The 23,545-nt window shown below is 49.9% G+C and carries 22 protein-coding genes and 1 pseudogene; 16 read left to right on the top strand and 7 right to left on the bottom strand.

Translation table 11 applies throughout. The features are described from left to right. Positions 1 to 16: 16 nt before the first annotated feature. Both AAIG11_RS11000 and msrA read left to right on the top strand, forming a co-directional pair. Positions 17 to 178, top strand: a complete 162-nt coding sequence (locus AAIG11_RS11000) for a hypothetical protein (RefSeq protein WP_343186298.1) — start codon at positions 17 to 19, stop codon at positions 176 to 178. Positions 179 to 190: 12 nt separating this feature from the next. Continuing rightward, positions 191 to 760, top strand: a pseudogene (gene msrA, locus AAIG11_RS10995) (peptide-methionine (S)-S-oxide reductase MsrA); the annotation flags it as partial. 87 nt (positions 761 to 847) lie between these two features. Here msrA and AAIG11_RS10990 read toward each other — a convergent pair. Further along, entirely contained in the window at positions 848 to 2,707 is a 1,860-nt protein-coding gene (locus AAIG11_RS10990) for a YgiQ family radical SAM protein (RefSeq protein WP_343186297.1), read from the bottom strand. 177 nt (positions 2,708 to 2,884) lie between these two features. Here AAIG11_RS10990 and AAIG11_RS10985 point away from each other — a divergent pair, with 177 nt between their 5' ends. Then, positions 2,885 to 3,064: a hypothetical protein gene (locus AAIG11_RS10985; RefSeq protein ID WP_343186296.1), complete on the top strand. Its 180-nt coding sequence runs from the start codon at positions 2,885 to 2,887 to the stop codon at positions 3,062 to 3,064. Positions 3,065 to 3,115: 51 nt separating this feature from the next. Here the strand turns inward: AAIG11_RS10985 and AAIG11_RS10980 are convergent, their stop codons facing one another. Then, complete coding sequence (locus tag AAIG11_RS10980; RefSeq protein WP_343186295.1) at positions 3,116 to 4,789, bottom strand: potassium channel family protein; 1,674 nt, start codon at positions 4,787 to 4,789, stop codon at positions 3,116 to 3,118. A 412-nt stretch (positions 4,790 to 5,201) separates the two neighbouring features. Here AAIG11_RS10980 and AAIG11_RS10975 point away from each other — a divergent pair, with 412 nt between their 5' ends. After that, the gene (locus AAIG11_RS10975; protein WP_343186294.1) at positions 5,202 to 6,194 is read left to right on the top strand and encodes a RibD family protein; all 993 of its coding nucleotides are present in this window, start codon (positions 5,202 to 5,204) and stop codon (positions 6,192 to 6,194) included. Positions 6,195 to 6,225: 31 nt separating this feature from the next. Here the strand turns inward: AAIG11_RS10975 and speD are convergent, their stop codons facing one another. Beyond that, positions 6,226 to 7,053 carry an adenosylmethionine decarboxylase gene (gene speD, locus AAIG11_RS10970; protein ID WP_343186293.1) on the bottom strand — a complete coding sequence of 276 codons (828 nt, stop codon included), beginning with the start codon at positions 7,051 to 7,053 and terminating at the stop codon, positions 6,226 to 6,228. A gap of 241 nt (positions 7,054 to 7,294) precedes the next feature. Between speD and AAIG11_RS10965 the strand changes: the two genes are divergently transcribed. The 5 genes from AAIG11_RS10965 to AAIG11_RS10945 all read left to right on the top strand — a co-directional run bounded on the left by AAIG11_RS10965 (position 7,295) and on the right by AAIG11_RS10945 (position 12,594). Next, on the top strand, positions 7,295 to 8,116 hold the full coding sequence (locus tag AAIG11_RS10965; RefSeq protein WP_343186292.1) for a motility protein A: 822 nt from the start codon (positions 7,295 to 7,297) through the stop codon (positions 8,114 to 8,116). Next, positions 8,100 to 8,843: an OmpA family protein gene (locus AAIG11_RS10960; protein WP_343186291.1), complete on the top strand. Its 744-nt coding sequence runs from the start codon at positions 8,100 to 8,102 to the stop codon at positions 8,841 to 8,843. Before AAIG11_RS10965 ends, AAIG11_RS10960 begins: the two co-directional genes overlap by 17 nt. A 514-nt stretch (positions 8,844 to 9,357) precedes the next feature. Beyond that, a complete protein-coding gene (locus AAIG11_RS10955; protein WP_343186290.1) occupies positions 9,358 to 10,476 on the top strand; it encodes a hypothetical protein in 1,119 nt (372 codons plus the stop codon). Positions 10,477 to 10,657: 181 nt separating this feature from the next. Then, complete coding sequence (locus AAIG11_RS10950) at positions 10,658 to 11,761, top strand: FAD:protein FMN transferase (protein WP_343186289.1); 1,104 nt, start codon at positions 10,658 to 10,660, stop codon at positions 11,759 to 11,761. Positions 11,762 to 11,874: 113 nt separating this feature from the next. Next, entirely contained in the window at positions 11,875 to 12,594 is a 720-nt protein-coding gene (locus AAIG11_RS10945; RefSeq protein ID WP_343186288.1) for a HesA/MoeB/ThiF family protein, read from the top strand. 78 nt (positions 12,595 to 12,672) lie between these two features. Here the strand turns inward: AAIG11_RS10945 and AAIG11_RS10940 are convergent, their stop codons facing one another. Then, positions 12,673 to 13,581, bottom strand: a complete 909-nt coding sequence (locus tag AAIG11_RS10940; RefSeq protein ID WP_343186287.1) for a selenium metabolism-associated LysR family transcriptional regulator — start codon at positions 13,579 to 13,581, stop codon at positions 12,673 to 12,675. A gap of 119 nt (positions 13,582 to 13,700) precedes the next feature. Between AAIG11_RS10940 and AAIG11_RS10935 the strand changes: the two genes are divergently transcribed. The 4 genes from AAIG11_RS10935 (at position 13,701) to AAIG11_RS10920 (ending at position 17,635) form a co-directional block, all read left to right on the top strand. Further along, complete coding sequence (locus AAIG11_RS10935; protein ID WP_343186286.1) at positions 13,701 to 14,540, top strand: YihY/virulence factor BrkB family protein; 840 nt, start codon at positions 13,701 to 13,703, stop codon at positions 14,538 to 14,540. Positions 14,541 to 14,645: 105 nt separating this feature from the next. Further along, on the top strand, positions 14,646 to 15,251 hold the full coding sequence (locus tag AAIG11_RS10930; protein ID WP_343186285.1) for a 5' nucleotidase, NT5C type: 606 nt from the start codon (positions 14,646 to 14,648) through the stop codon (positions 15,249 to 15,251). 372 nt (positions 15,252 to 15,623) lie between these two features. Further along, complete coding sequence (locus AAIG11_RS10925) at positions 15,624 to 16,202, top strand: hypothetical protein (protein ID WP_343186284.1); 579 nt, start codon at positions 15,624 to 15,626, stop codon at positions 16,200 to 16,202. Beyond that, positions 16,202 to 17,635 carry a flotillin family protein gene (locus AAIG11_RS10920; protein ID WP_343186283.1) on the top strand — a complete coding sequence of 478 codons (1,434 nt, stop codon included), beginning with the start codon at positions 16,202 to 16,204 and terminating at the stop codon, positions 17,633 to 17,635. Before AAIG11_RS10925 ends, AAIG11_RS10920 begins: the two co-directional genes overlap by 1 nt. A gap of 183 nt (positions 17,636 to 17,818) precedes the next feature. On the opposite strand, the gene AAIG11_RS10915 is transcribed toward AAIG11_RS10920, so the two are convergent. Continuing rightward, entirely contained in the window at positions 17,819 to 18,241 is a 423-nt protein-coding gene (locus AAIG11_RS10915; RefSeq protein ID WP_343186282.1) for an Hsp20/alpha crystallin family protein, read from the bottom strand. Positions 18,242 to 18,601: 360 nt separating this feature from the next. On the opposite strand from AAIG11_RS10915, the gene AAIG11_RS10910 reads away from it, so the two are divergent. From AAIG11_RS10910 to AAIG11_RS10900, 3 genes are read left to right on the top strand one after another with little or no spacing between them, the layout of a single operon-like run. Next, positions 18,602 to 19,939, top strand: a complete 1,338-nt coding sequence (locus AAIG11_RS10910; RefSeq protein WP_343186281.1) for a hypothetical protein — start codon at positions 18,602 to 18,604, stop codon at positions 19,937 to 19,939. Continuing rightward, positions 19,939 to 20,757, top strand: coding sequence for a PRC-barrel domain-containing protein (locus tag AAIG11_RS10905; protein ID WP_343186280.1), 819 nt, complete (start codon positions 19,939 to 19,941; stop codon positions 20,755 to 20,757). The genes AAIG11_RS10910 and AAIG11_RS10905 overlap by 1 nt, the downstream gene beginning before the upstream one ends. A gap of 38 nt (positions 20,758 to 20,795) precedes the next feature. Next, on the top strand, positions 20,796 to 22,163 hold the full coding sequence (locus AAIG11_RS10900) for a VanW family protein (protein ID WP_343186279.1): 1,368 nt from the start codon (positions 20,796 to 20,798) through the stop codon (positions 22,161 to 22,163). 34 nt (positions 22,164 to 22,197) lie between these two features. On the opposite strand, the gene AAIG11_RS10895 is transcribed toward AAIG11_RS10900, so the two are convergent. Together AAIG11_RS10895 and AAIG11_RS10890 are read right to left on the bottom strand one after the other, a co-directional pair. Continuing rightward, positions 22,198 to 22,659, bottom strand: coding sequence for a response regulator (locus AAIG11_RS10895; RefSeq protein ID WP_343186278.1), 462 nt, complete (start codon positions 22,657 to 22,659; stop codon positions 22,198 to 22,200). Positions 22,660 to 22,712: 53 nt separating this feature from the next. Next, positions 22,713 to 23,534: a nitroreductase family protein gene (locus AAIG11_RS10890; RefSeq protein WP_343186277.1), complete on the bottom strand. Its 822-nt coding sequence runs from the start codon at positions 23,532 to 23,534 to the stop codon at positions 22,713 to 22,715. Between the last annotated feature and the right edge of the window lie 11 nt (positions 23,535 to 23,545).

Raw genomic sequence — 23,545 nt, 5'->3', positions numbered from 1 at the left:
GAAGCGGTTTCAGATTATGGGATTATTGATAGTATGGGTATTGATGGCAGCAGTTGGTACTGCCTGCCGAGAGGAACATGCGGGTTCCCCCGCGTCAGAAACAGAAAGAGGTGATGGAATGCAGGAAGCAAAGAATCAAAACACACATGAAGCAACTGCCACTTTTGCCCTTGGCTGATTTTGGGGACCTGATGCCCGGTTCGGGCAACAGCCGGGAGTGATGCGTACCCGTGTCGGTTATGCCGGAGGCACCACCCCCAACCCCACGTACCGCCATATTGGCGACCATACGGAAACCATCCAGATTGTCTATGACCCGGAAGTGATCACATACGAGGCGCTGCTTCACATCTTCTGGGAAAACCACGACCCCTTTGCAAGGGCCTGGTCAGCCCAGTACCGCAGCATGGTGTTTACCCACAACGACACGCAGGCCCAGGCGCTGCAGGATTCTATCCAGCAGTTGGAAGCTGCCAAAGGCCAGCAGGTGCAAACAGTGATTCGGTCAGAAGTGACCTTCTATTCAGCCGAAGATTACCACCAGAAGTATTATCTGCAAAACCGGCGGGAGCTGTTTGATGAGGTGAAAAACCAGTTTGATACCTTTCAAGCCTTTGTGGACTCCACCACCGCCGCCAGGGTGAACGGTTACCTGGCCGGTCACGGAACACCGGAGCAGCTGGAGGAAGACCTGAAATGGATGAATCTGTCGGAAGAGGCAGAGCAGCAGCTGCGCCGCATGGCAGCGGCTTATTGGTAAAAGAAAACTGCCGGCGATTTAGCCGACAGTTCAGAGGGTACCTTACACCAAACCGGTTATCTTCATTGTAGGTTGGCGACAGTCTGTTTAACGGTTATTTTTGCGCCTGCTCCCCTGGGATTTTGGTGGTGCAGGCTTTGTTTTTTTCACTTCGTCGCCGGGAGGTACCAGGGCGTCCGGGTGACGGCCGATGAGGTCACGCCGCCCCGCTTTGTTCAGGGCCTGGCGCACCAGCGCGTGGTTTTCAGGCAGCTTGGCCTGGAGCAATGCCCGTTGCATCCGCTTTTCATCCGGTTCTTTGGGAACGAAAAGGGGCTCTTCAGTTACGGGGTTCATTTCGGTATAATACATGACAGTGGAAAGGGTACCGGGAGTGGGGTAAAAATCTTGCACCTGCTCAGGGGTGTGGCCCAGTTCTTTCAGGTAGAGGGCCAGCTCAATGGCCGCCTTCAGATCAGAGCCGGGGTGGCTGGAGATCAGGTAGGGCACCAAAAACTGGTTCAGGTTTTCCCGGGCATTAAAGTCTTCGAAACGCTTGCGGAAGGCTTCATAAACCTCTTTGGAGGGTTTTCCCATAAGTGCCAGCACCTTTTCGTCCACATGTTCAGGTGCCACCCGCAGCTGGCCGCTCACATGGTGGCGGCAGAGCTCTTCAAAAAACGTGGGGTCTGTATCAGCCATCACGTAATCATAGCGTACACCTGAGCGCACAAACACTTTCTTCACCCGGGGCAGCTTACGCAGTTTTTGCAGCAGGGTCACGTAATCATGGTGATCCACTGTGAGATTGGGACAGGGCTGAGGTGTGAGACACTGGCGGTGGGTACAGGCACCGGAGGTGGTCATTTTTTCGCAGGCCGGTTGCCGAAAATTGGCCGTGGGGCCGCCCACATCATGAAAATAACCCTTGAAGGCCGGGTCTTGGGTCATGGCAGCGGCTTCTTCCAGAATGGCTTCATGGCTGCGGGGCTGCACGGTCTTGCCCTGATGGTAGGTGATGGCACAAAAATGGCAAGCACCAAAACATCCCCGGCTGCTGGTGAGACTGAACTGCACTTCATCCAGAGCGGGAACGCCGCCGGCTTTATCGTACTGGGGGTGGGCCCGGCGCAGGTAGGGCAGCCGGTACACCTGGTCCATTTCGGCTGTTGTCAGTGGTTCGGCCGGGGGCAGCTGCACAATAAACCCGGTGTCGTAGGGCTCTGCCAGTGGCTGGCCGGTGACGGGATCGTTGTGATCCATCTGCCGGAGAAAGCTGCGGGCCACTTGTTTTTTGGAACTCTGCAGGGTGCGCCAGGAAGGGAGCACCAGGGGGTTGTCGAAGGTGTCCAGCTCCCGGGAATAGAAAGCAGTGCCGGGGATAAAGGTGAGATTGGCAGCGGAGAGGCCGCTGTTCAGGGCCTCGGCAATTTCAAGAATGGTGCGTTCCCCCATGCCGTAAACCAGCAGGTCAGCCTTGGTGTCCATGAGAATGGAGGGCTTCATTCGGTCTTCCCAGTAGTCATAGTGGGCCATGCGTCGCAGGCTGGCCTCCAGACCACCTAAAATTACCGGTGTTTTGGGGAAGAGCTTCTTCAGTTTGCGGGTGTAAACAGTGGCTGCCCGGTCGGGACGCTTTTCGGAAGCGCCGCCGGGAGAGTAGGCATCTTGTCGGCGCCGTTTTTTATTAACGGTGTAATGGTTCACCATGGAGTCCATGTTGCCGGCAGTCACCAGAAAAGCCAGCCGGGGAGTGCCAAAAACAGAAAAGGCCTCCGGGTCGGTCCAGTCGGGTTGGGGAATGATGCCCACAGAAAACCCATGGGCTTCCAGCCACCGGCCAATGACGGCGGGGGCGAAGGCGGGGTGGTCGACGTAAGCGTCGCCGCTTACCAGAACAAAATCGGGAAATTCCCATCCCCGTTTTTCGGCTTCTTCCAGTGTAACGGGTAAAAATGGTTGTGTCATCGTTAGATTCCTTTCAGGCTGCGGTGTTGTCTGCAGTGGTCTTATTATAGCACAAGATGGAAAGGGTGAAACCCCATGAAAATCAACATGGAAAAAGCGGCGGTGGATTACATCCTCCAGAATGGAGGCAAGGCAGGAATTCACTATGTCAAACAGGGCTGATGCCACTCGGGCACCGTGGATGTGGCGGTGATTGATCTTTGGGAGCCCGAAAGTAATCCGGAGGATTACGAAGCTTTTCATCACCAGGGGATTACTTTATTTATCCCTAAAAAATTGACAGCCCAAAGCAGTGAAGTGGTGATTTCACTGTCGCAGCTGTTCAAATGGAAAAAACTGATGCTGGAGAAATATTAGTCGAGAGCCACGTTCCAGATGAAGCACCTGTTGAAAGCAGGGTAACACTATTTAGGCAGGTTCTCTCGCTGATTGAACGGCTCTTTTGAATTTTTCCCTCCCGTCCCCCTGGGCCAGCAGTACCAGGATATCACCAGTGCACAGTAAAGTGGCGGCCGGCGGGTTCTGAAGAATGGTGCCTTCTTTCTTAATGGCGATGATCATGCAGCCTGAGCTTTTCAGTATCGTAGCTTCCTGAATGGTGGTCAGGTCCAGTTCTTCACCCACCTGGTGCTGAAAAAACTGAATATCCACATCGGGAATCACATCTCCCGGGCCGGTGGTCAGCAGCCGGGAAATGATGTTACCGGATATCTTGGAAACAGACAAGACAAAATCGGCACCAGCCCGGTACAGCTTCTTCACATTGGTGTGGCTGTTGGCCCGCACGTAAATCCGCAGTCGTGGATTGATTTTTCTGGCCATAAGGGTGGAAAAAATGGCCTGTTCATCTGTTGGGGCAGAAATGATATAAGTACCGGCTTTATCAATGCCTGCTTCCAACAGCACCGCCCGGGAAGTCATGTCTCCGGAAACATGGGAATGAGCAGGCACCGGTTGATTCACAATGAGGCGTACTTCATTCCCCTGTTTCGACAGGAGTTCCACTGTACGCTTGGCCACATCGCCATAGCCGGCCACAACGAACCGGTGACGGTTATCGCCCGGTGAGTAAAGGTGGCTGGAAAGGCTGTCATCCAGCTGCTGCAGCTGCTCACGGGTGCCAAGAACAACCACCATTGATTCCTCTGACAGCACCATATGGGGGCTGTCTACAAAACGAAACACGCCGTTTTCCCACAATCCCAGAATGGTGGTGCCGGTATTTTCGCGAATGCGGCTCTGCTGAAGAGTTTGGTTGGCATATTGACAGTACATGCCGATGGGAAACTCCATCACCAGCAGGTCGCCCAACTGGTCAATGTCAGCCACCAGTTCTTTTCCCAGACTGGAAGTGGCCACCCTGGCCAGCTCTTCTCCCAGGATGCGCTTCGGTGCGACGATTTCAGTGGCGCCGGCCAGTTCCAGTGCTTCCTGCTGCAGTTCATTTTCCACTGCCACCAGAATGGGCAGCGAAGAGAGTGAACGGGCTTCCAGTACAATGTGTACATTGGTATCGTCGGTGCTGCTGGCAATGAGGGCCCGTGCCTGGCGAATGCCGGCAGCCTCCAACATCTGCTGTTCAGAGGGGTCTCCCTGAATCACGTTCAGGCCCTGCTGCATCAGTTCCCGCACCGTTCCATGGCGCTTCTCTACAATTACATAAGGCATTTGCTGAATAATAAGCTCATCCAGCAGGGAATCAGCCAGCGGTGAGTAACCGCAGATGATCATGTGATCTTTCAGCTTGGCAGAGACCTTGGTGGCAGGCAATTCCTGGAAGTGGCTTTGCATCCAGGCAGCAGCGGCAGTGGCCAAACCGATGAGGATCAAACCGGTGCCCAGAATCATCTGGAGGGAAGCATACAGGTTCATCATACCGGTTTCAAAGGGCAGCAGTTCCCCGTAACCAGTGGTGGTATAGGTTTGCACCACAAAAAGGATGCTCTGAAAGTAGGTGATGCTTTTCCCTTCAAAGGTTTGATACAGGTAGCGGGTTAAAAAAACGCTGGAAACAAACATGATGAGAATCAGCAGCATCATTCGCTGAACGATGCGCTGGATGCGGCGGTTATCCAATTTCATCAACTCCTGTGAGGGGTGTTATGAATGCAGCGGTCATAAGCAAATCACAAAGTATTGCCACAGTAGTGTCACTGCGCCATAACAGCACCAGCGCTGCTCTGGATGTACTGGTTAAAGAAGGGGCGAGTCGCCACTCAATTGTATCATATTATGAGTGATTGGAAAAATACCGACTGTCGTGAAAAAGGCGGTTTTGCTTTCGGCAAGGGAAGCGGCCTCCGGGAATTGCAGATCGGGCGGGACTGATTGACAATAAGGGCATCATCAATCAGCAGGCTTACTCGCCCATGAAGAATTAATCACCACTTCGAGAGAGATGGAATCACCACTATCAGAAAGAGCACATCATCATGTTAAGACGGGTTGTATCATTAATTCAAAATAGACACCATCATTTCAATAGGAGGCAGTTATGCTGAAAAAAATCGCTTTTCCTGCATCTCAATTACCGTTGCAATGCCTTTACAGAAACGAAAATCTGTTACGTCAAATGGCAGAAAATGCCGATTTTTGCCAGATTCCCGAAAAGGTGGAGCGGGTGTACGGCCCCCTGGTGTTTCCGGCAGCGCCGCCAGACCGTCCCTATCTCACCGGCTGTCTGGTGCTTTCCCTAGATGGGCGCTTGGGGTTTGAAAATGAATCCAGCAGCAGAACCCTTACCAGTGCCAACAAGCTGGATCACAGCCAGGGGAAAACGGATCTGTGGTTGGTGAACCTGGTGCGCACCTGGGCAGATGCCGTACTGCTGGGCACCGGCACCCTGAAAGAAGAGCCGGAGTTCACCGGCCATGTGTATGACCCGGATCTTCAGGCTTTTCGGGAGGCACATGACAGCCGTTTTTGCAGGAATCCATGGAATGTGATCATCACCCGGCGGCCGGGAGAATTGCCCTGGCAGCACCCGGTGCTGTCAACTCCCCAGATCCCGTTGCTGGTGGTGGTGCCGGCTTCCAGCCGTCAGGAGCTGGTGGATTGCCCCGGCGGGCGCTTTTGCTATGGGGTGATTGACGGTGCCAACCCCCAAGAGACTGTTGGCTTGGCGGCCATGTCGGCACAAATGGTGAACCGGCAGTTGGAAAAAGACCCGGAAGGCGCCGATCCGCGGCACTTGGTCATCACCCTGCCGGATGATCATTTCCCCGACTTTCACACCCTGCTGTCCCTGCTGCGCCAGCTGGGAGTTCGTCAGATGGCAGTGGAATCCCCCCACTGGATCTGGCAGCTGATGGCTGAAAAGAAGCTGGATGAATTTTTTCTCACCCATACTGGTGTTTATGCCGGTGGCAGTGTGCTTCCGGGAACCGGCCACGCTTTTCAACCTGCATCGGCACCCCAGGGGCAGCTGGCCAGCCTTCACATGACGCCGGAGTCGGTGCTCTTCAGCCGGCAGGTGTTGGTCTATTAGAAGAGCCCGCCGGATCATTCGGCGGGCTCTTCTAAACGTTGACCATATTACGGCCATAAAAGATTTCAGACATTTCTTTTTTGATTTTTTTCTTGATTTTCTTCCGCTCGGCAGGGTCAAACTCATTTCTTTCTGAGTCAAAAAGATAATTGTCCAGATCAAACTCCCGAAGAATCATCTTAGTGTGAAAAATGTTCTCCTGATAAATGTTGACGTCAATCATCTGGTACTGATTCCGGGTTTTGGCGGGAAGATAATTTTGAATGGAGTTGATTTTGTGGTCGATGAAGCATTTCTTTCCGTTCATATCTCTGGTGAAACCCCGCACCCGGTAGTCCATGATGATAATGTCTGACTCAAAGCTCTTAATCAGGTAATTGAGAGCCTTCAGCGGTGAAATCTGACCACAGGTTGAAACATCAATGTCGGCCCTGAAGGTGCTGACTCCCTTATCGGGATGGCTCTCGGGGTAAGTGTGTACCGTGATATGGCTTTTATCCAAATGGCCCACCACAGATTCCTTATGTACCTGTTCGGCGTCCGGGCCAGGCCGGGCAGAACCATTGGCGGCGCCCAGGGTTTCCACGGGGCCTTCCGCGATGAGCATGGTGACACTGGCACCCTGGGGATCGTAGTCCTGCTGAGCAATGTTCAGCACGTTGGCACCAATGATATGGGTCACGTTGGTGAGGATTTCTGTCAGCCGGGTGGCGTTATACTGTTCGTCAATATACCGAATGTAATCCTGACGGTGCTCATAGCTTTTGGCATAACAGATATCATATATATTAAAGCTCAGCGACTTGGTTAGATTATTAAAGTCGTAGAGCTTCAACTTGTCAATGCCTTTAATTTTCAATAGAATCCCTCCTTATGGTCCTCAGGACATCACAAAAGCCAGGCCCTGTGCCGCCTGGTGAATACTATTATAACACGGTCCCGCAGGACTGCAAGGTCATAATGGGAAATTACCGGTTTTTTTATTTATTCCCCGGGGGCTTTCTGATACAATAGGGGCATCTGGCGATGATGGCCGGAAAAAGCAGGAGAAGAGCCGCAACAAAAAAACAGGAAAGAAATATGAATAAAGGATGGATTTCATGAAAGCTTCTTGGCTTAACAATACCAAAGTACCCATCGTGCTGATTCTGCTGGTGCTGATGATTCATTCCATCGGCGGCAGTATTTCCATGGCGGCGCTCTTTAACCTGTACGCACTGGAGATTATTCTGGCAGGGATCATTCTCTCTGTCATTGTTGGTTTCTCCTTTCAAACAGTGGTGGAAACGGTGACGCTCATTCGTGACAGTTTCACTCAGCCCGTCACATATGAGGAAGACCTGCACAAAATTCACCTGATTTCCATCAAGGTGAAACGGGAAGGGCTGCTGTCGCTGAACGGAGACATTGACGGTGAAACCGACAGCTTTGTCAGAGATGCCCTGATTCTTCTGAATGACTATAAAAAAGCGGAAGTGGTTCAGAATATCATGGAGAAAGACATTGAGTCCCGGCGTGCCAATCTTTACCGGTCGTATAACCTGCTGAAGGTGGTCTCCTACGTGGCGCCTTCCTTTGGTCTCATCGGAACCCTCATCGGCATGATTGGCCTGCTGTCTCACCTGGACCAGACTTATGCCATTATGGGGCACATGGCCACCGCCCTGGTGAGCACCCTTTACGGCAGTCTGATCGCCAGCTTTATTGCCGTGCCACTCATGGTAAGACTGCGGGAATATATTGAGCAGATGGTGCTTCGCTACCGCATGATTATGGAAGGCGTGCTTCTTATTGCCGGAAATGACTCGGCACGCAATGTTTTTGATAAAATGAACGTGATGTTAAAAGAGGAAGACCGGCTGATTTACCCCCGTCGGGGTGAAGGCGAAAGGATGGTGAACTCCCTTGGACCTGAGATTTGATCAGCAGCCTGCCATCGGCCAGGATCATGAAATTGAGCTTTCCAACAACTGGCTCATCACTTACAGTGATATGATCACCATCATGCTGTGCTTTTTCATGGTGTTTTTTATTCTGTCTGCCAGTGAGTCTGACACGCTTCATGAGCTGCGCCTGCGCCTGACGGCACAAGTGGATGACCTGGATCGGGAAGTGGGACGTCTCACCATGGAAAACAGCCGGCTGCTGCAGGAAAAACAACTGCTTTCCCAGCATCTTTTTGGCATTAATCACCTGCAGCAGGATATGAGTCACTCCCGGGAAGACTTCATCAACTTTCTCAGAGACAATGATTTGATGGAACAAGTGCAGATTCTGGACAATGAGCGGGGACTCATGATTCGATTCAAAGACAGTGTTCTTTTTGCCAGTGGCAGTGCCGAAGTATCTGCCCAGGGGCTGGAGCTGTTGGAGCATATTGGTCTGAAGCTGACTGAAATACCAAACCCGGTGGTGGTGGAAGGGTATACGGACAATGTGCCCATCAGCACTGCCGCATATCCCTCCAACTGGGAGCTTTCAAGCGCCAGAGCCATCACCGTTGCCCGGTATCTCATCTACGATCTGGGAGTGGCGGAAGAACGTTTGTCGGTAACTGGCTTCGGAGAACAAAACCCCATTGATACCAATGATACCAGTACAGGACGCGCCAATAACCGACGTATAGAGATAACCGTACTCACTCCATAAAATGAAAGCCTGCAGGTGTTACTGCAGGTGAGGTTGAAGACAAAGGGCTTTGGCCCGGCCAGCTGACTCCAATCTTGTGTGTTTTTAGTCGAAAGTCTCGAAAACAGCGCCTGAACTCGCTGCGCTCAAACAGCAGGCGCTGGCGGTTTTCTCTTCTTTTCGAAAAAACACTGACAAGATTTCCAAGGCTGTCCTTTACCAAATCCCTTGTCTTCATCTTATTTTGTCTACAGTCTGGCCTGCAGGTGTTACTGCAGGTTTTTTAGTGTAAGTAAGAGCGTGTGTGCAAAGCTCTTTTGCCGCCGGGGAAAGACGGTTGTCTGCCCGGAAAAACAGATGAGGGGACATACATCCTTAAGTAATTGCAATACGTCCCGCTGTTGTCCCTGTCATATTGACTTTCATCAAAATAAGGTTAGAATAAGTATTATCCCACGAGAAAAGACTCTGGGGAAAACGGTTTTCAAAATCGTTAGATAAAACACAAACGAGTATATTTTGAGGAGGAAGAGGATTGAAAAAGACATTATCGCTGTTAGCTTTATTGCTGGTCATGACACTGTTGGTGACTGCTTGTGGCACCACCGGGGCCACTGAAGAACCGGCTCCTGCCGAAGCTCCGGCAGAAGTAGAAGAAACTGTTGAAGAAGAAGTAACAGAAGCACCTGCCGGCGAGGCAGGAGAAGCCGTTAGTATGGGTCTGGCTCTGCTGACATCCATGGGTAAATCCACCGATGCAGAAGCAGACAAAACTGCCCGTGCGCAGGTTGATACCGTTATTGCTGCCGCCACCTTCGACAGCGAAGGCCGTGTGGTTGATGTGATCATCGACAACGCACAAACCCGTGTGAATTTTGACGAGGAAATGAAGGTAGCTTCCGACAAAACTGCTCTGGTAAAAACCAAAGTAGAACTGGGTGCCGACTACGGGATGGGAAATGTGTCATCCATCGGTAAAGAGTGGTTTGAACAGATTGCTGAAGTGGAAGCTTGGATGGTTGGTAAAACCATCGATGAAATCAAAGCCCTTCCCATGAATGATGGCTACCCTGATCTTCCGGAAATGGCCTCCACTGTGACCATGAGTGTATCCACATACCTGGAAGCTGTTGAAAAAGCCTACGCAAACGCTGTTCCTGTCAGCAATGTTGCCAGCCTGGGTCTTGGAACTGAAGTTTCCATCGCCAGGTCAAGAGATTTCTCTGTTGATGCAGACGGCAAAGAAACCCTGCCCATGGCACAGGTGGACAGCGTGATTTCAGCTGTTGCCTTTGATGCTGCCGGTGCGGTGGTAGGCGTTCAGATTGACAACGCCCAAACACGTGTAAATTATGACGCTGAAGGTAAAGTCACTTCAGACAAGGCAGCACCGATTCTTTCAAAAGCGGAACTGGGTGACAGCTACGGCATGGGAGCTGTTTCAGCCATCGGCAAAAACTGGCATGAACAGATTGCTGAACTGGAAGCCTGGATGATCGGCAAAACCATTGACGAAATCAAAGCTCTTCCTGTGAAGGTGGTTGATGATTCACATCAAAACGTGCCAGACGTTCCCGAGCTGACCTCGTCTGTGACCATCACAGTGGAAAGCTACCTGGCCACTGTGGCAGAAGCTTACGCCAACGCCAGATAATCACACAAGTCCCTTCTCAGCTCCCCTGTTTCGGCAGGGGGGTTGTTTTTTTGTTTACTGGCAGTTCGGGTTCCTTCATGGTAAAATGAAAAGAATGGAGAAACCATGTGAAACAAGGTATTTGAATCATGGACCTGAAGGCATCCTCATCAGGACCGGGCCCATATTGGAGGAGATAAAATTGAAGCACCTGTTAACAGCAATAAAACACCAACGATGCCGGGCGATATTAACCCTGCTGTTGGCGCTGATGATACTGGCAGTGGGGTGCACCCCCGCCCAGAACCCTTATGACGGCTATGAAAGACATACCGACAGCTTTTTTGACACCTTTGACACGCTGATACAAGTGATTGCTTACACCACGTCTGAGGAAGAGTTTCAACAGGCATTTGAGCAGGCTCATCAGCGTTTTCGTGAGCTGCACCAGCTTTATGACATTTACAACACTTATGCTGGGATGAACAACGTGAAAACCGTCAACGATCAGGCGGGAATTGCACCGGTGGCGGTGGATGAAGACCTCATCAGCCTCATTCTTTTTGCCCGGGAATGGCATGATCGCACAGCTGGAAGAACCAATATTGCCATGGGCCCTGTTCTTAAAATATGGCATGAATACCGGGCAGACGGGCTCTTTGACCCGTCGCTGGCAGAACTGCCTCCTTTGGAGGATTTACAGCGGGCCACTGCATACACGGATATCCATCTGATTGAAGTGGATGAAGCCGCAGGCACCGTGTATCTTCCGGATTCCCGCATGCGCCTGGATATAGGCGCCATTGCCAAAGGATATGCCACTGAGCTGGTGGCGAAAGAGTTGGAAGGTGAAGGACTTGAAAGTTTCATCATCAGCGCCGGCGGCAATGTGCGGGCGGCAAACCGGCCTTTTGATAATGAACGGGAAACCTGGACGGTGGGGCTCCACAACCCGGATGCCTCCCTTTTTGCTGAAGGCAACAGCCTGTTGGGTTCTGTTTCCATCACCAATGCTTCGGTGGTCACCAGTGGTGATTATCAGCGCTTCTATATTGTTGACGGGCAGCCGGTACACCATCTGATCGATCCTGTTACCCTGATGCCTGCCGCCCACTACAGGGCCATCACAGTGGTAATGGAAGATTCGGGAATGGCAGACTTTTTTTCCACCGAACTGTTTCTGCTCCCCTTTGAAGAGAGTCTGCCCATGGCAGAAAGTATCGAAGGGCTGGAAGCCATCTGGGTGATGCCTGACGGCCGCATCGAAAAGACAGCAGGAATGGAAACGATACTGACGTTGTATTAGTCAGGTCAGCATCTGGCAGACTGATACACTTGCATATGCTGCGAAGTAAGGTCTGCCATAAGGGCCGTGAAGGTTGTTGGTTTCATGAAATGCCGAGAGGAGGGTGTTGCCAAATGGCTGAAGAAGAGCGTTACAGTCGGAACATGAAGATGTTGTCACCGGAAGAAAATGGTCGACTGCGCCAAACCTGCGTGGCAGTGGTGGGTTGCGGCGGCCTGGGGGGCGGCATCATCGAAATGCTGGGCCGGCTGGGAGTTGGAAAGATCATTGCGGTGGATGGAGATGTTTTCGAAGCCAGCAATTTAAACCGTCAGCTGCTGTCACATACAAAGAATATGGGCCAGGGAAAGGCGAAGGCAGCAGTGGAACGCATGGCGCTGGTGAACCCCGATGTGGAAGTCAAAGCAGAACAACAGCTGCTGACAGCTGAAAATGCACCGGAACTGCTGGCGGGGGCCCAGGTGATTGTGGATGCGGTGGACCGTATCGGTACCCGGCTGATGTTGCAGCAGGTCGCAGAAACTATGGCACTGCCATTGGTGCATGGGGCCATTGGAGGCTGGTATGGGCAGGTGACTACGATTTTGCCGGGAGACAAAACCCTGGATGTGATTTATGCCGGTGCAGATAACCAGGGGATCGAAAGAGATCTGGGAAACCCCTCCTTTACTCCAGCGCTGGTGGGGGCGGCGCAGGTGAGCGAAGTATTGAAACTGCTGATTAACCGGGGCACTCTGCTGAGGCACCGGATGCTGTACATCGATCTTTTTGAGCAGGAATACACGGTACTGAACCTGGGAGAGGCACCAGATGCAGGGGGTTCAACAAAATAACGCCACAGGTTCGTGAAGGGCTTCACGATCCATGTGGCGTCAACCTGCGACCTCCTGGCCGCTATGCAAAACCCCGCATCAGGTGGCCTGGTGGCGGAGTGCTTCGATGAGAAAATCACGGAAGCGTACTTCAAGCGGTGAAAGTGACCGGTATTTGTGGTGCACCAGGTAGAAGTGGCGATGCAGCTCTAAGTCGGGGATATCGAAGGCGTAAAACAGGCCTTCTTTTAACTCCTGTTCAACAGCGCGGCGGGAAAGAATGGAAACACCCATTCCTTTGCGGATACAGGTTTTAATGACTTCGGTATTTTCTATGTAAGCCACCACCCGTAGATCTTTCAGCGTATGATGACTGCGTTTCAACGCCGTTTCAAAGCGTTTGCGGGTACCGGAACCCTGCTCCCTGAAGATGTAGGGCAGTGACACAAGGTCAGACCAGGTAAGGGTTTCACGAAAACGGCGGTATTTTTCGCTGGCGGGGGTAATGAGGGCCAGCTCATCCGTGACCAGCTCGTGAAAGGCTAAATGGTTGTGAGTGCTGCGGCTGCCCACAATACCCAGATTATACTCCTCTGAGAGAACTCCTTCGATGATTTTTTCTGACGGGAGGTGGTGCATGCTCAGGGTGACATCAGGGTATTCCTGGTGAAACTGGCAGAGTAGTTCGGGCAGTACATACTGCTCGGGAATGGTGCTGGCGGCAATTTCCACCTGACCCACAAAGGTACCCCGATACTCATCCAGCTTGAACTGGGCATTGGTTTTCAGTGACAGCAGATCCACGGCGTACTGGTATAGAATCTGCCCGGCAGGGGTAAGGGAAATCTGTTTGCTGCTGCGGTTGACCAGAGTTGTTTTCAGTTCTTTCTCCAGATTAATGATGTGACTGCTGAGGGTGGGCTGAGTGAGAAACAGATGCTCAGCCGCTTTGGAATAGCTTTTGTACTTGGCAATTGCACAGAATGTTTCCAGCTGTTTAAAGTCCATTGCTTGGCCTCCTGTAAAGTGATTTGACCGATGAATAGGTCGCCGGCTACACCGATTATATCATATCCCCATTGGAGGGAACACAGATGAAAGGGTTTCGTTTACAAGACATAAACCTGTTGAAACACCCAAAAGTGAAAGCACTCCGGCTGCTGGGCAGCCGGATTCAGGAGAATGAACTGACGGCCCTGGCGGCCCAGTCCACCTATTATCTGGTGCTGTCGTTCTTTCCATTCTTGATTTTTTTAATCACCCTGATCAGCTACACGCCGCTTCTTCAGGAAGAAGTGCTTTACCAGCTGCAGCCTTTTTTGCCCCAGGAAGCCTTTGATCTGGTGATGCGCAATGTGAGGCAGATGATGGAGATGCCCCGGGGAACCCTCATGTCCACCGGCATGATTACCACCGTCTTTCTGGCATCCAACGGGGTGGCAGCCCTGCTGCGGGGCATAAACAAAGCCTTCAGGAACCAGGAAAAGCGTCCGTTTTGGAAAGTGCGGGGCATGGCGCTGATATTTACATTGGTGCTGGCGTTCACCATTCTCCTGTTGCTGCTAATGCTGGTCTTTGGCCAGCTCATCGGCACCTACCTTTTTGAATTACTTGGAATTTCCCAGCTGTTTCGAAAAACCTGGCAATGGGCCCGGATCGCGGCATCTCTGGCGGTGATGATCCTGGTATTTACCCTCTTTTACACCTTTAGTCCTCAGCAACGAATCAAATTGAGGGAATCCCTTCCGGGGGCGGTGTTCACCACCATTGGATGGCTGGTGCTGTCATACGGATTTGCCCACTACGTGAACACCTTTGGGAATTACAGCGTTACCTATGGCAGTATCGGCGGGATCATCGTCCTCCTCACCTGGCTTTATCTCAGCAGTATTGTGATTTTGCTGGGAGGCGAAATCAATGCCTGGCGGCTGCGGGACAAGCTGGAAAAGAAGGCTTCCGGGCTGTGAATGAACTGCAAAATGAAGATTAACCAAATGTTAACCCATTCTTCACGGAAGATTGACGCTGAGTTGGTATACTGACAGCGAAGACGTTTTACAGGAGGGGAATCCATGTTTTTCAAATCTATGACACTGGGAATTGACATTGATGCCACGCTCACTGAACCATACTATTGGCTCCCATGGGCCAACGCACATTTTGAACGCAATCTGAAACCTGAAGATGTGACCTGCTACGACATTCACACGGTTTTGGGGATCGCCGAGGAAGCATACATTGATTTCTATGACCGTTATGGAGAAGCCCTTCATGGGGCCAGCCATGTGCGCCGGGAAGCGCCGGCAGTTCTCCTGCGCTTGTCACAGGATCATCAGCTCCATTATGTGACGGCACGGCACCCGGACATGCGCCAGGTGACCCAGGAGTGGCTGGATCGCTATGAAATCCCCCAAGATGGATTGCACCTGCTGGGCAGTCACGATAAAGTAGCCACTGCTCAAAGACTGGGCTGCCACCTTTTTGTGGAAGACCGGTATGAAAATGCGGTTGCCATTGCAGAAAGCGGTATTGATGTGCTGCTGATTGACTGTCACTATAACCGAAACCTCCCCCTTCCCGGCAATGTGAAGCGGGTCAGTAACTGGCACCAGGTGGAACAGGCGGTGCGTTTGCTTGAAAAATCAATGGGCAGCGGGCTTCGGAGTCTGTCTGCCTGATCCCTCTCAATAAACAGACAATGGTCGTTCAATTAACCAATAACCTAATGAAATAAAACAGAAGCATTCGGTGGCCAAGAAAAAAAGATTCAAGGCCAAACTGAGTGCTTTTGTGATTTAGAAAAAGCGGCTCAAAAACATGGGCTGGCTGGCTTAATTCAACTGGCAGAAACATTTGTTAGTCGATTTCTGTGATACACTGGATAACAGATGTGGAATGTTTCACATAAAACGAGGGCAATAAGCAATGGAACTGCAAAAAATATAGCTGTAAGTTGAAACATTTTATCATCCTAACTGTCTTGTATATAGGATGAATTTTAATTTGGGGCTAAAAAGGGGGGAGTTGGTTTGATAGATTGGCTCACAGAAGTGTTAGCATTTGATAGAATTTATTGGTATTTAGCCATACCCTTCACCGTACTGTTAGCAATACAGCTGGTGGCGACTTTTGTAGGGATTGGCGGTGAAGGAGGTTTTGACGGCGGAGAAGATGGGCTGGATCTGGGGGAAGATGGAGATTTTGAACCGGGATTTCAATTATTTACGGTGAGAAATTTCATTACCTTCTTCGCGGTATTTGGATGGGCTGGAATCACATTTTCCAATGCTGGATTAGGACAGTTCGCGACTATTTTATTATCCACCATACTTGGTATCATTGTACTGCTTATTGTATCGGCACTTTTTTATTTTATTACAAAGCTTGCCGACAGTGGGACGATGGATATTCAACGGGCCAAAGGCGTTACCGGAGAAGTGTATCTGCGGATTCCCGCCAAAAGAAAAGGTATGGGAAAAGTAAGTATCAAGCTCCAAGGTTCCATTAGGGAGTTGGATGCCATGACAGACGAAGATGATGTGATTACAACAGGAAATATAATTGTTGTAAAAGATGTAATCAGCAATAGTATTTTATTGGTTGAAATAATGAACAAGGAGGATGCTTAATGGGTTCAACATATGGAGTCATACTAATTACGGTTATTGTCATTGTGATATTTGGAACAATTGCAGCACTTTTCGCAAGGTATAAGAAATGTCCATCGGATAAAATTTTAGTCGTATATGGTAAAGTGGGAAAAGAAGGAGATGAAAACAGGTCTTCTAAGTGTATTCATGGAGGAGCCGCCTTTATCTGGCCGGTGATTCAGCATTCTGAGTTTTTAGACTTGACACCTTTATCAATCGAAGTCAACCTTCAAAATGCCCTGAGTAAGCAAAATATCAGGGTTGATGTACCTTCAAGGTTTACAGTGGGAATCTCCACCGAACCAGGCATCATGCAAAATGCCGCCGAGAGATTATTGGGATTGGGTCTTGCAGAAATACAGGAGTTGGCAAAGGACATTATCTTTGGTCAGCTAAGATTAGTCATTGCAACCATGGATATTGAGGAAATTAATACGGACAGGGATAAATTTCTTGAAGCTGTTTCCAGCAATGTAGAATCGGAGCTTAAAAAAATAGGTCTGCGATTAATCAATGTAAACGTAACAGATATTAATGATGAATCAGGATACATACAGGCCTTGGGAAAAGAAGCGGCTGCTAAGGCAGTGAATGATGCGAAAAAGAGTGTTGCTGAAAAAGATAGAGATGGATCCATTGGTGAAGCACAGGCCAGACGCGACCAGAGAGTTAAGGTGGCGGAGGCTGATGCCACAGCGGTTGAAGGTGAAAATAAATCTAAAATCACTGTTGCAAACTCTGATGCAGAAAAAAGAGAGCGGACTGCTGAGGCAGAGAGAAGAGCCAGTGCTTCAGAAAAGGTTCAGGCAGCAAAGGCACTGGAGGAAGCTTATTTAGCAGAGGAAGAAGCAGAAAAATCCAGGGCCAGAAGAGAAAAAGCCACCATGGAAGCAGATGTACTTGTTCATGCACAAATCGAAAAGCAAAAGCTGGAAATTGAAGCAGAGGCCCAGGCTGAAGAGTTCAGAAGAATAGCCAGAGGTGAGGCTGACGCCATATTTTCTAAGATGGAAGCACAGGCCAGAGGTACGAAGGAAGTGCTTGAAAAACAAGCAGAAGGTTTCCAAAAGCTTATTGAATCTGCCGGAGGGATACCAGAGAAAGCGGTGATGATGATGATCGCTGATCGACTTCCGGAGCTGGTAAAAATACAGGTAGAAGCAATTAAAGGCATCAACATTGATAAAGTCACTGTATGGGATAATATGGGTGGTGGAAAAGATGGCGGAAAGCCAGCTACAGCCAACTTTTTATCAGGAATGATGCAATCACTTCCGCCGCTGCAGGACATCTTTAACAGTGCTGGGCTGGATTTGCCAAATTATCTTTTGCAAACAAAAGAAACCAAAGAATTTCCTGTGAACATAAAGGAAGCCAACACAGATAATCCTGTAGAAAACAACCTAGAATAGCAGTTATATAGCGATTAAAGAGTAAGCGTAACCATAAGAACCAAAAAAGGCATGATTTCTATCAAGTTTAGAAATCATGCCTTTTTTTGTAAAAACATGTGAAGCAGTTGCATGAAACATGACACCTTCGACAAACTCATGGAGTGTTTTCCGTGTCTAAAAGGAACTTGCAGCAGCCTGTGATCATCGAATTTCAATGCTTGTGCGGCGTTTGGCTTCATGGGTTCTGGGCAGAGTCACTTTCAGAATGCCGTTTTCATAGGAAGCATTGATGGTATCGGGATCAATGTCTTTCACATGGAAAGTGCGGCTGGTGCGTCCCATTCTGCGCTCCCTGCAGATATAGTTCCCCTTCTCTTCGTTAATCTCTTCTTGCTGTTCCACCGCAATGGTCAGGTAGTTATTGTCATAATCCACTCTGATCTGCTCTTTTTCGACACCGGGAATCTCTGCTTCCAGCAGATACTGGTCATCCTTCTCCTGGATATCCACCTTGATACCGGTGCCAACTGAAGGGGTCATCCAACTATCCTGCAGAAAACGATCAAACAGTGTGTCAAGTTCTCGGGTTCTTCGGTTTTGAAATGGAACAAGACTGTTAAACATGCTTCATACCTCCTCTTTAATATGAACATCGGTGAAATGGATGGGGTGTTGCTATGGTTCTATTCTAAAACGAAAGTCAAAGATAGTCAAATAACATAAGGGTAGATGATGGCCATAAAAAGGTGAATTTCACCAGCGAAGGACGATTATGAAAAAAAAGTTCATGATTTGACGGTTTTTCTTGTTTTTTTATTTGTTTTCTCAGCGGTTTGAGGGTAAAATGCTAGGAAGAGGAACTTTTCAATCATGATGGGTCTTTAGATTTTTTTCGTCGAAAATAGAGGATTTCGGATTCCTTTGTCGAATACGTTGAAGGATATCACAATATCAGGAAGAGGTGAAAGAGTGCTTCCCTATTATATGGCAGTAATCGCAGCCGCCGCATTGATTTGGGCGCTGCTTCAGTGGATTGTCCGCAGAGCGCCGGTTTACCAGCGAAAAGCAGTTCATAAGATGTTGCTGGTGTCGTTGGCACTGGCCGCAGCGTTGCCCCTGCTCCTGGAAACCATGTCACCTGCGGCCTCTCTGGGAACCATTCTGGCAATGGCGGCGGTGATCGGGCTGTTTCTTCCTGTTGCCAGTCTGCTGCCAGGGCGGGCAGAGCAGGGAACTGAAACAAAAAACGTTCAGGGTGTCATGTCAGAATCTGAAGAGACATTGACCAAGGCACCGGCTGCTCTGAAAGACGAACCAGCGGTAGATGAAGAGACCGAACCTGTCCAGTTACCGGATGAGCGTGTGCTTCAAGAAGATGCATCAGCTGCGCCGGCATCACTGGAAGAAATGACAGTACCGTTACCATTGGAAAAAGTGACAGTATCTGAAACTGATGAAACACAGGATGCTGAAAATGAATTGTTTCAGGTGGCAGAAGAAACGGTTTCGGACGACTTGGCAGCACAGTTGCGTGAATCTGAAATGCTTTCCGCAATAGTTCCAATAGCAGTTGCTGAAGAAGTGGCTCCATCAGCACCATCACCACCAGAGAGGTTTGGAGAAGGTGACGAAACTCAGACAGAAGCCATTGAATTTGAAGCTGAAGAACTCATGGAAGCTGAAGAACTCATGGAACCGGAAAAGATGGCGGAAATGACGGATGTCATTGAAGCACCTGAAGAAATTGAAGTAATGGAAGAACCAGAAGAACCAGAAGAACCAGAAGAACCAAAAGAAGCACCTGAAGAAAATGAAGTAATGGAAGAACCAGAAGAGCCGGTGGAACCTGTAGTGCCGGAAGTGTCTGAAAAACCTGGGGAACCGGTGGAGTTGTGGATGGAACAACAATTGCCACAGCAGCTGTCTGAGACACTGGGCGAAGTGCTGTTGACCAGTGCCATGCTGGCATTGGAAGATCAGGCAGAAGACGAGGCAGTGGCAGCATTGAAACTGGTTTGTCAAAGAGGTACTCTTCCAGAACAACAGGCAATGGCTTATGCAGAGTTGAAGAGAATCATGCCCGAAAGGGGAGGACTGAAGCCATTAATAGATCTGGGTGAAGTATTACTGGAACAGCAGGCGATGAAAGTATCTGGATACAGTGGAATCATCGAAGCCCACACCCACTACCTGAAACGGCTCTTAAGCCTGTTGAACGCCCACGGTATACCGGCAGACAACCCATATTCGGAACTGCCGGAAGAATTGAAGAAAATGGCACTGGCTTATCAGGAAAAAATACAGAACAGGAGTGAAGCGTAATGAAAAAAAGCGGACAGATCGTCAACTCTCCGGTGATTAGCATACAGGAAGGACTGGAGTTGGGGACGGTTCGGGAGCTGGTTGTCAATCCGGATAAAAAGAGTGTGGAGTTTTTGTTGGTGGATAAAAATGAGGGGTCAGATGAAAATGAAATCCTGGCCATTCCCTTTCGGGAAGCAGTGGGTGTGGGCAATTATGCCGTGACCATTGAACACCAGCGCGTATTGCTGGACCTGAACAAAATGAATATTGCCGGCAGTTTGCTGGAAAACCGGGTGAACATTATTGACGAAAAAGTGGTGACCCGCAAAGGAAAATTATTGGGAAGCATCACTGATTACATGGTAGATACAGAAACGGGAAGCATTCCTCAAATTCTGCTGTTGGTGGAAGAATCAGGTCAAGAGGGGATACTGCCGCTGGAAACCCTGGTGAGCATTGGGCGCCAGGTGGTGATTGTTTCTGAAGAAGCGGCTGATTTGCTGACAGATTCCCAAAAAACTGATGAACCAGCAACTGAAGCAGTTCCAGAAACACCGGTCAACACAGAAGTGGTGGATTCTTTCAGCTATTCTGAGGAAAGCTCGGTTGCAGCACCGGTTGAAGAAATGGTTGAGCAGGAAAGCGGCAGTTCTGTGGAGATGTTCATTGCCCGTCAAAAGAGCTTTCTCTTGGGGAAAGAACTGAAGCAGGATCTGAAAGATATGGAGGGCAATGTGATTGCTGTTGCTGGTACGCCCATTACGCCTGATATTTTTGACCAGGTGCAGGGAATGGGAAGACAAAAGGTAATTGAACTGACAATGCTGACAGAGTAAGCTGTCGGCATGATAACAGAAGGAGGCCGGTCTGACGGATGACACATATATCGACAGCCTTCCGCATCAAATCAGCCATTCTGATGGCACTTCTCATGACAACCCACGTGGGCATCGCGGCCCTCCTGACATTCCCGGGAACCAGTGAACGGCTGCCCGTCGACACATGGATCAATGGCATGTCGGTGGCGGGCCTGACATCTGAAGAAGCCCTGAATGCGCTTCAGGAGACACTGCCGGAGGTGCTGGAAATCAGGCTGATGGATGAATCAAACAATATATTGGATGAAATGGCATTGCCATTGTCACTGGTGAAGGCCCGTTTTGATGAACAACAAATTCGAAACTGGTTGGACCCGGTGATGGAGCCCGAGTGGCAGGAGCTGTGGATCAGTCAGATCCGCATAACATCTCCGGGGTATTATTTTGAGACATCCCTTCACTACGATGAATCTTCCTTGAATCAATGGGCGGATGAACTGGCGTCTGCAATTACGTTGCAGCCTCGTGATGCCAAGGTTTGGGTGGAACGGGGTGAGTTGCATGAAACATCGGAGCAGTATGGGCGGTTACTGAAGCCTGCTGATGTGACGGAACCGGTGAGAGCGGCATTGGACTCCCTTGAATTTGAACCGATTGATATTGCGGTGGCGGTAACAGCACCGGCGGTTACCCTGGCGGATCTGGGTGACTTCAACCAGAGACTGGTTGAATACAGCACGGTACTGGGAGAAAATGCGAATCGTCGGGAGAACATTCGGTTGGCGGGAGAACGCATGAATAGTGTGCGACTGTTGCCGGGAGCTGTTTTTTCCTTTAATGAAACTGTGGGCAGAGTGACGGCAGAAGACGGGTATCAGCGTGCCCCTGTGATTCAAGGGGGGCGCTTGGTGCAGGGAATTGGCGGTGGTATCTGCCAGACCAGCAGTACCCTCTATCAGGCGGCACTGCGCAGTGGGCTTCAGATTGTTGAAAGATCCAATCACAGTCTGCCTGTTGGCTACCTGCCACTGGGGTTGGATGCCACCATTGCTTATGGCTCCATTGACTTCCGTTTTGCCAATCCCTATGAGTTTCCCGTGATGATTGGTACATGGCTGGATGAACAGCATTATCACACGGTGATTCTCGGGCCTGAAAGCGCCCGGCTCCCTGAGATTGAGATTGAAGTGAGGAATCGGCAGGCCATATCGCCGCCAGTGAGAGTGATTGAAGATCCTGTACTGGCAAAAGGAGTAGAAGTGGTTCAACAGACAGGTAAAAATGGGTATAGATTGTCGGTTTTTCGATTAATCGGCCGGAACGAAAGTGATTTTCGGGAAGAACTGATTTCCAACGACTATTACCGACCAGTGGCCCGTATTATCAGACGGGGAACCGGAGAAGAACTGAATGATCAAAAATAAAGCCTTCCGGCGATCATATGCCGGAAGGCTTCGGTCATTCTGGGGAATGGAAATCTTTGTTGAAAGTGGTTTCAGGAATGCGTACCATACGCATGAAAATTCCCAGTTGTTGAATGGTAGCCACAAATTTTTCATACTCTACAGGCTTTACAATATAATTATTGCAACCGAGGAGATGGCATTTTTCAATTTCCCGGGGATCATCAGTGGTGGTCAGCATAATGACGGGAATTTTCCGCAGGCAGGGATGTGCTTTCACCTGCTCCAACACTTCCACACCGCTTACTTTTGGCATTCTGATATCCAGCAACAGCAGGTAGTGACCTTTTTCCAGTTCTTTGGGTTTGGGTTGCTGCAATAAAAAATCCAAGGTTTCTTCCCCATCCCTGAAACGGATGATGCGGTTGATGATACCTGCGCGTTTCAGGTTTTTTTGAATCAGCCGGGCGTGTCCCTCATCGTCCTCTGCAATGAGGATAATCAAGTCTTCATCCATGGTACGTCCTCCTTTGTCGGCAGCGGTTGTCATGCGTCATGAACAGCCTTTTGTCAGGACAGGCAGGCAATTACAGACTCGGAATCTGGCAGGGAAAGCGCCTGTCGCATTGATTCATCCGGTTCAAGGAGCGCCCAGTTCATGGGCATGCCCCTGTCATGAGCGGCCTGCTGCACATAAAGCATCACGATGCCGGCGTCGGTACGCGCCCGTTTTTCATGGGGATCCAGTTGAATGGTGAGATACACTTTTTCGTGGTGGAGAATGAAGCGCCACGGCTGCCGATTACCCCAGGATGGCGCCAGTTTACCATAAAAGAGAACTTCTGAAAGACCCCTGGTTTCCAGCTCTTCCAGTGGACATCGATGGTTCCATTTTTCCAGATAGACCAGATCACTTAAGGACATGCGGCTGCTGGTTTTCAGGATATCCTGACGAAACAGGCCGCTGTCGGTATAACCGATGGCCACCAATGCCACGGCTGTTCCTGTCACCGGTTCACTCACCCAGGGAGTCAGGTCTAGAGGGGTTTCCATGCTCAGCCAGCAGGTTCCCAACTCCAGATGCCAGGCGTTTAGCCGGAGAAACTCCATTAAATAGCCGCTGTTTTCATAAACGCCGCCACGAATATTGTCAAAAAGTGCCACATACTGAGGTGCTTCAATCATTTTGCCAAAATAGCCGGCTTTTCCGTTCATCATCTCAAAAAAACCAGGGCCATCCTCAATCACCCTGATGGAAAATGTTTTGTCAGAGAGCAGTCCAGTTGTTGCCTGCGTTCTGGCAATAAGTTCCCGAAGCATATCTGTCGGCACTGGTTTGCTTTTGAAATCACGAACGGTTTTAATGGTTTCAATGGTATGAATAAAGTTCATGGTGTCCCCTC

The sequence above is a fragment of the Anoxynatronum sibiricum genome (genome assembly GCF_039414295.1).
GTDB classification, from domain to species: domain Bacteria; phylum Bacillota; class Clostridia; order Peptostreptococcales; family Tindalliaceae; genus Anoxynatronum; species Anoxynatronum sibiricum.
The sequence above is the reverse complement of the archived record's forward strand: the minus strand, read 5'-3'. Positions and strand labels throughout refer to the sequence as shown.

What these genes read in the sequence shown, in the direction of transcription:
- AAIG11_RS11000 (WP_343186298.1), top strand. Translation starts at nt 17, where the DNA reads ATGGGATTATTGATAGTATGGGTATTGATGGCAGCAGTTGGTACTGCC.
- AAIG11_RS10990 (WP_343186297.1), bottom strand. Translation starts at nt 2,707, where the DNA reads ATGACACAACCATTTTTACCCGTTACACTGGAAGAAGCCGAAAAACGG.
- AAIG11_RS10980 (WP_343186295.1), bottom strand. Translation starts at nt 4,789, where the DNA reads ATGAAATTGGATAACCGCCGCATCCAGCGCATCGTTCAGCGAATGATG.
- AAIG11_RS10975 (WP_343186294.1), top strand. Translation starts at nt 5,202, where the DNA reads ATGCTGAAAAAAATCGCTTTTCCTGCATCTCAATTACCGTTGCAATGC.
- AAIG11_RS10965 (WP_343186292.1), top strand. Translation starts at nt 7,295, where the DNA reads ATGAAAGCTTCTTGGCTTAACAATACCAAAGTACCCATCGTGCTGATT.
- AAIG11_RS10945 (WP_343186288.1), top strand. Translation starts at nt 11,875, where the DNA reads ATGGCTGAAGAAGAGCGTTACAGTCGGAACATGAAGATGTTGTCACCG.
- AAIG11_RS10940 (WP_343186287.1), bottom strand. Translation starts at nt 13,581, where the DNA reads ATGGACTTTAAACAGCTGGAAACATTCTGTGCAATTGCCAAGTACAAA.
- AAIG11_RS10930 (WP_343186285.1), top strand. Translation starts at nt 14,646, where the DNA reads ATGTTTTTCAAATCTATGACACTGGGAATTGACATTGATGCCACGCTC.
- AAIG11_RS10920 (WP_343186283.1), top strand. Translation starts at nt 16,202, where the DNA reads ATGGGTTCAACATATGGAGTCATACTAATTACGGTTATTGTCATTGTG.
- AAIG11_RS10915 (WP_343186282.1), bottom strand. Translation starts at nt 18,241, where the DNA reads ATGTTTAACAGTCTTGTTCCATTTCAAAACCGAAGAACCCGAGAACTT.
- AAIG11_RS10910 (WP_343186281.1), top strand. Translation starts at nt 18,602, where the DNA reads ATGGCAGTAATCGCAGCCGCCGCATTGATTTGGGCGCTGCTTCAGTGG.
- AAIG11_RS10905 (WP_343186280.1), top strand. Translation starts at nt 19,939, where the DNA reads ATGAAAAAAAGCGGACAGATCGTCAACTCTCCGGTGATTAGCATACAG.
- AAIG11_RS10900 (WP_343186279.1), top strand. Translation starts at nt 20,796, where the DNA reads ATGACACATATATCGACAGCCTTCCGCATCAAATCAGCCATTCTGATG.
- AAIG11_RS10895 (WP_343186278.1), bottom strand. Translation starts at nt 22,659, where the DNA reads ATGGATGAAGACTTGATTATCCTCATTGCAGAGGACGATGAGGGACAC.
- AAIG11_RS10890 (WP_343186277.1), bottom strand. Translation starts at nt 23,534, where the DNA reads ATGAACTTTATTCATACCATTGAAACCATTAAAACCGTTCGTGATTTC.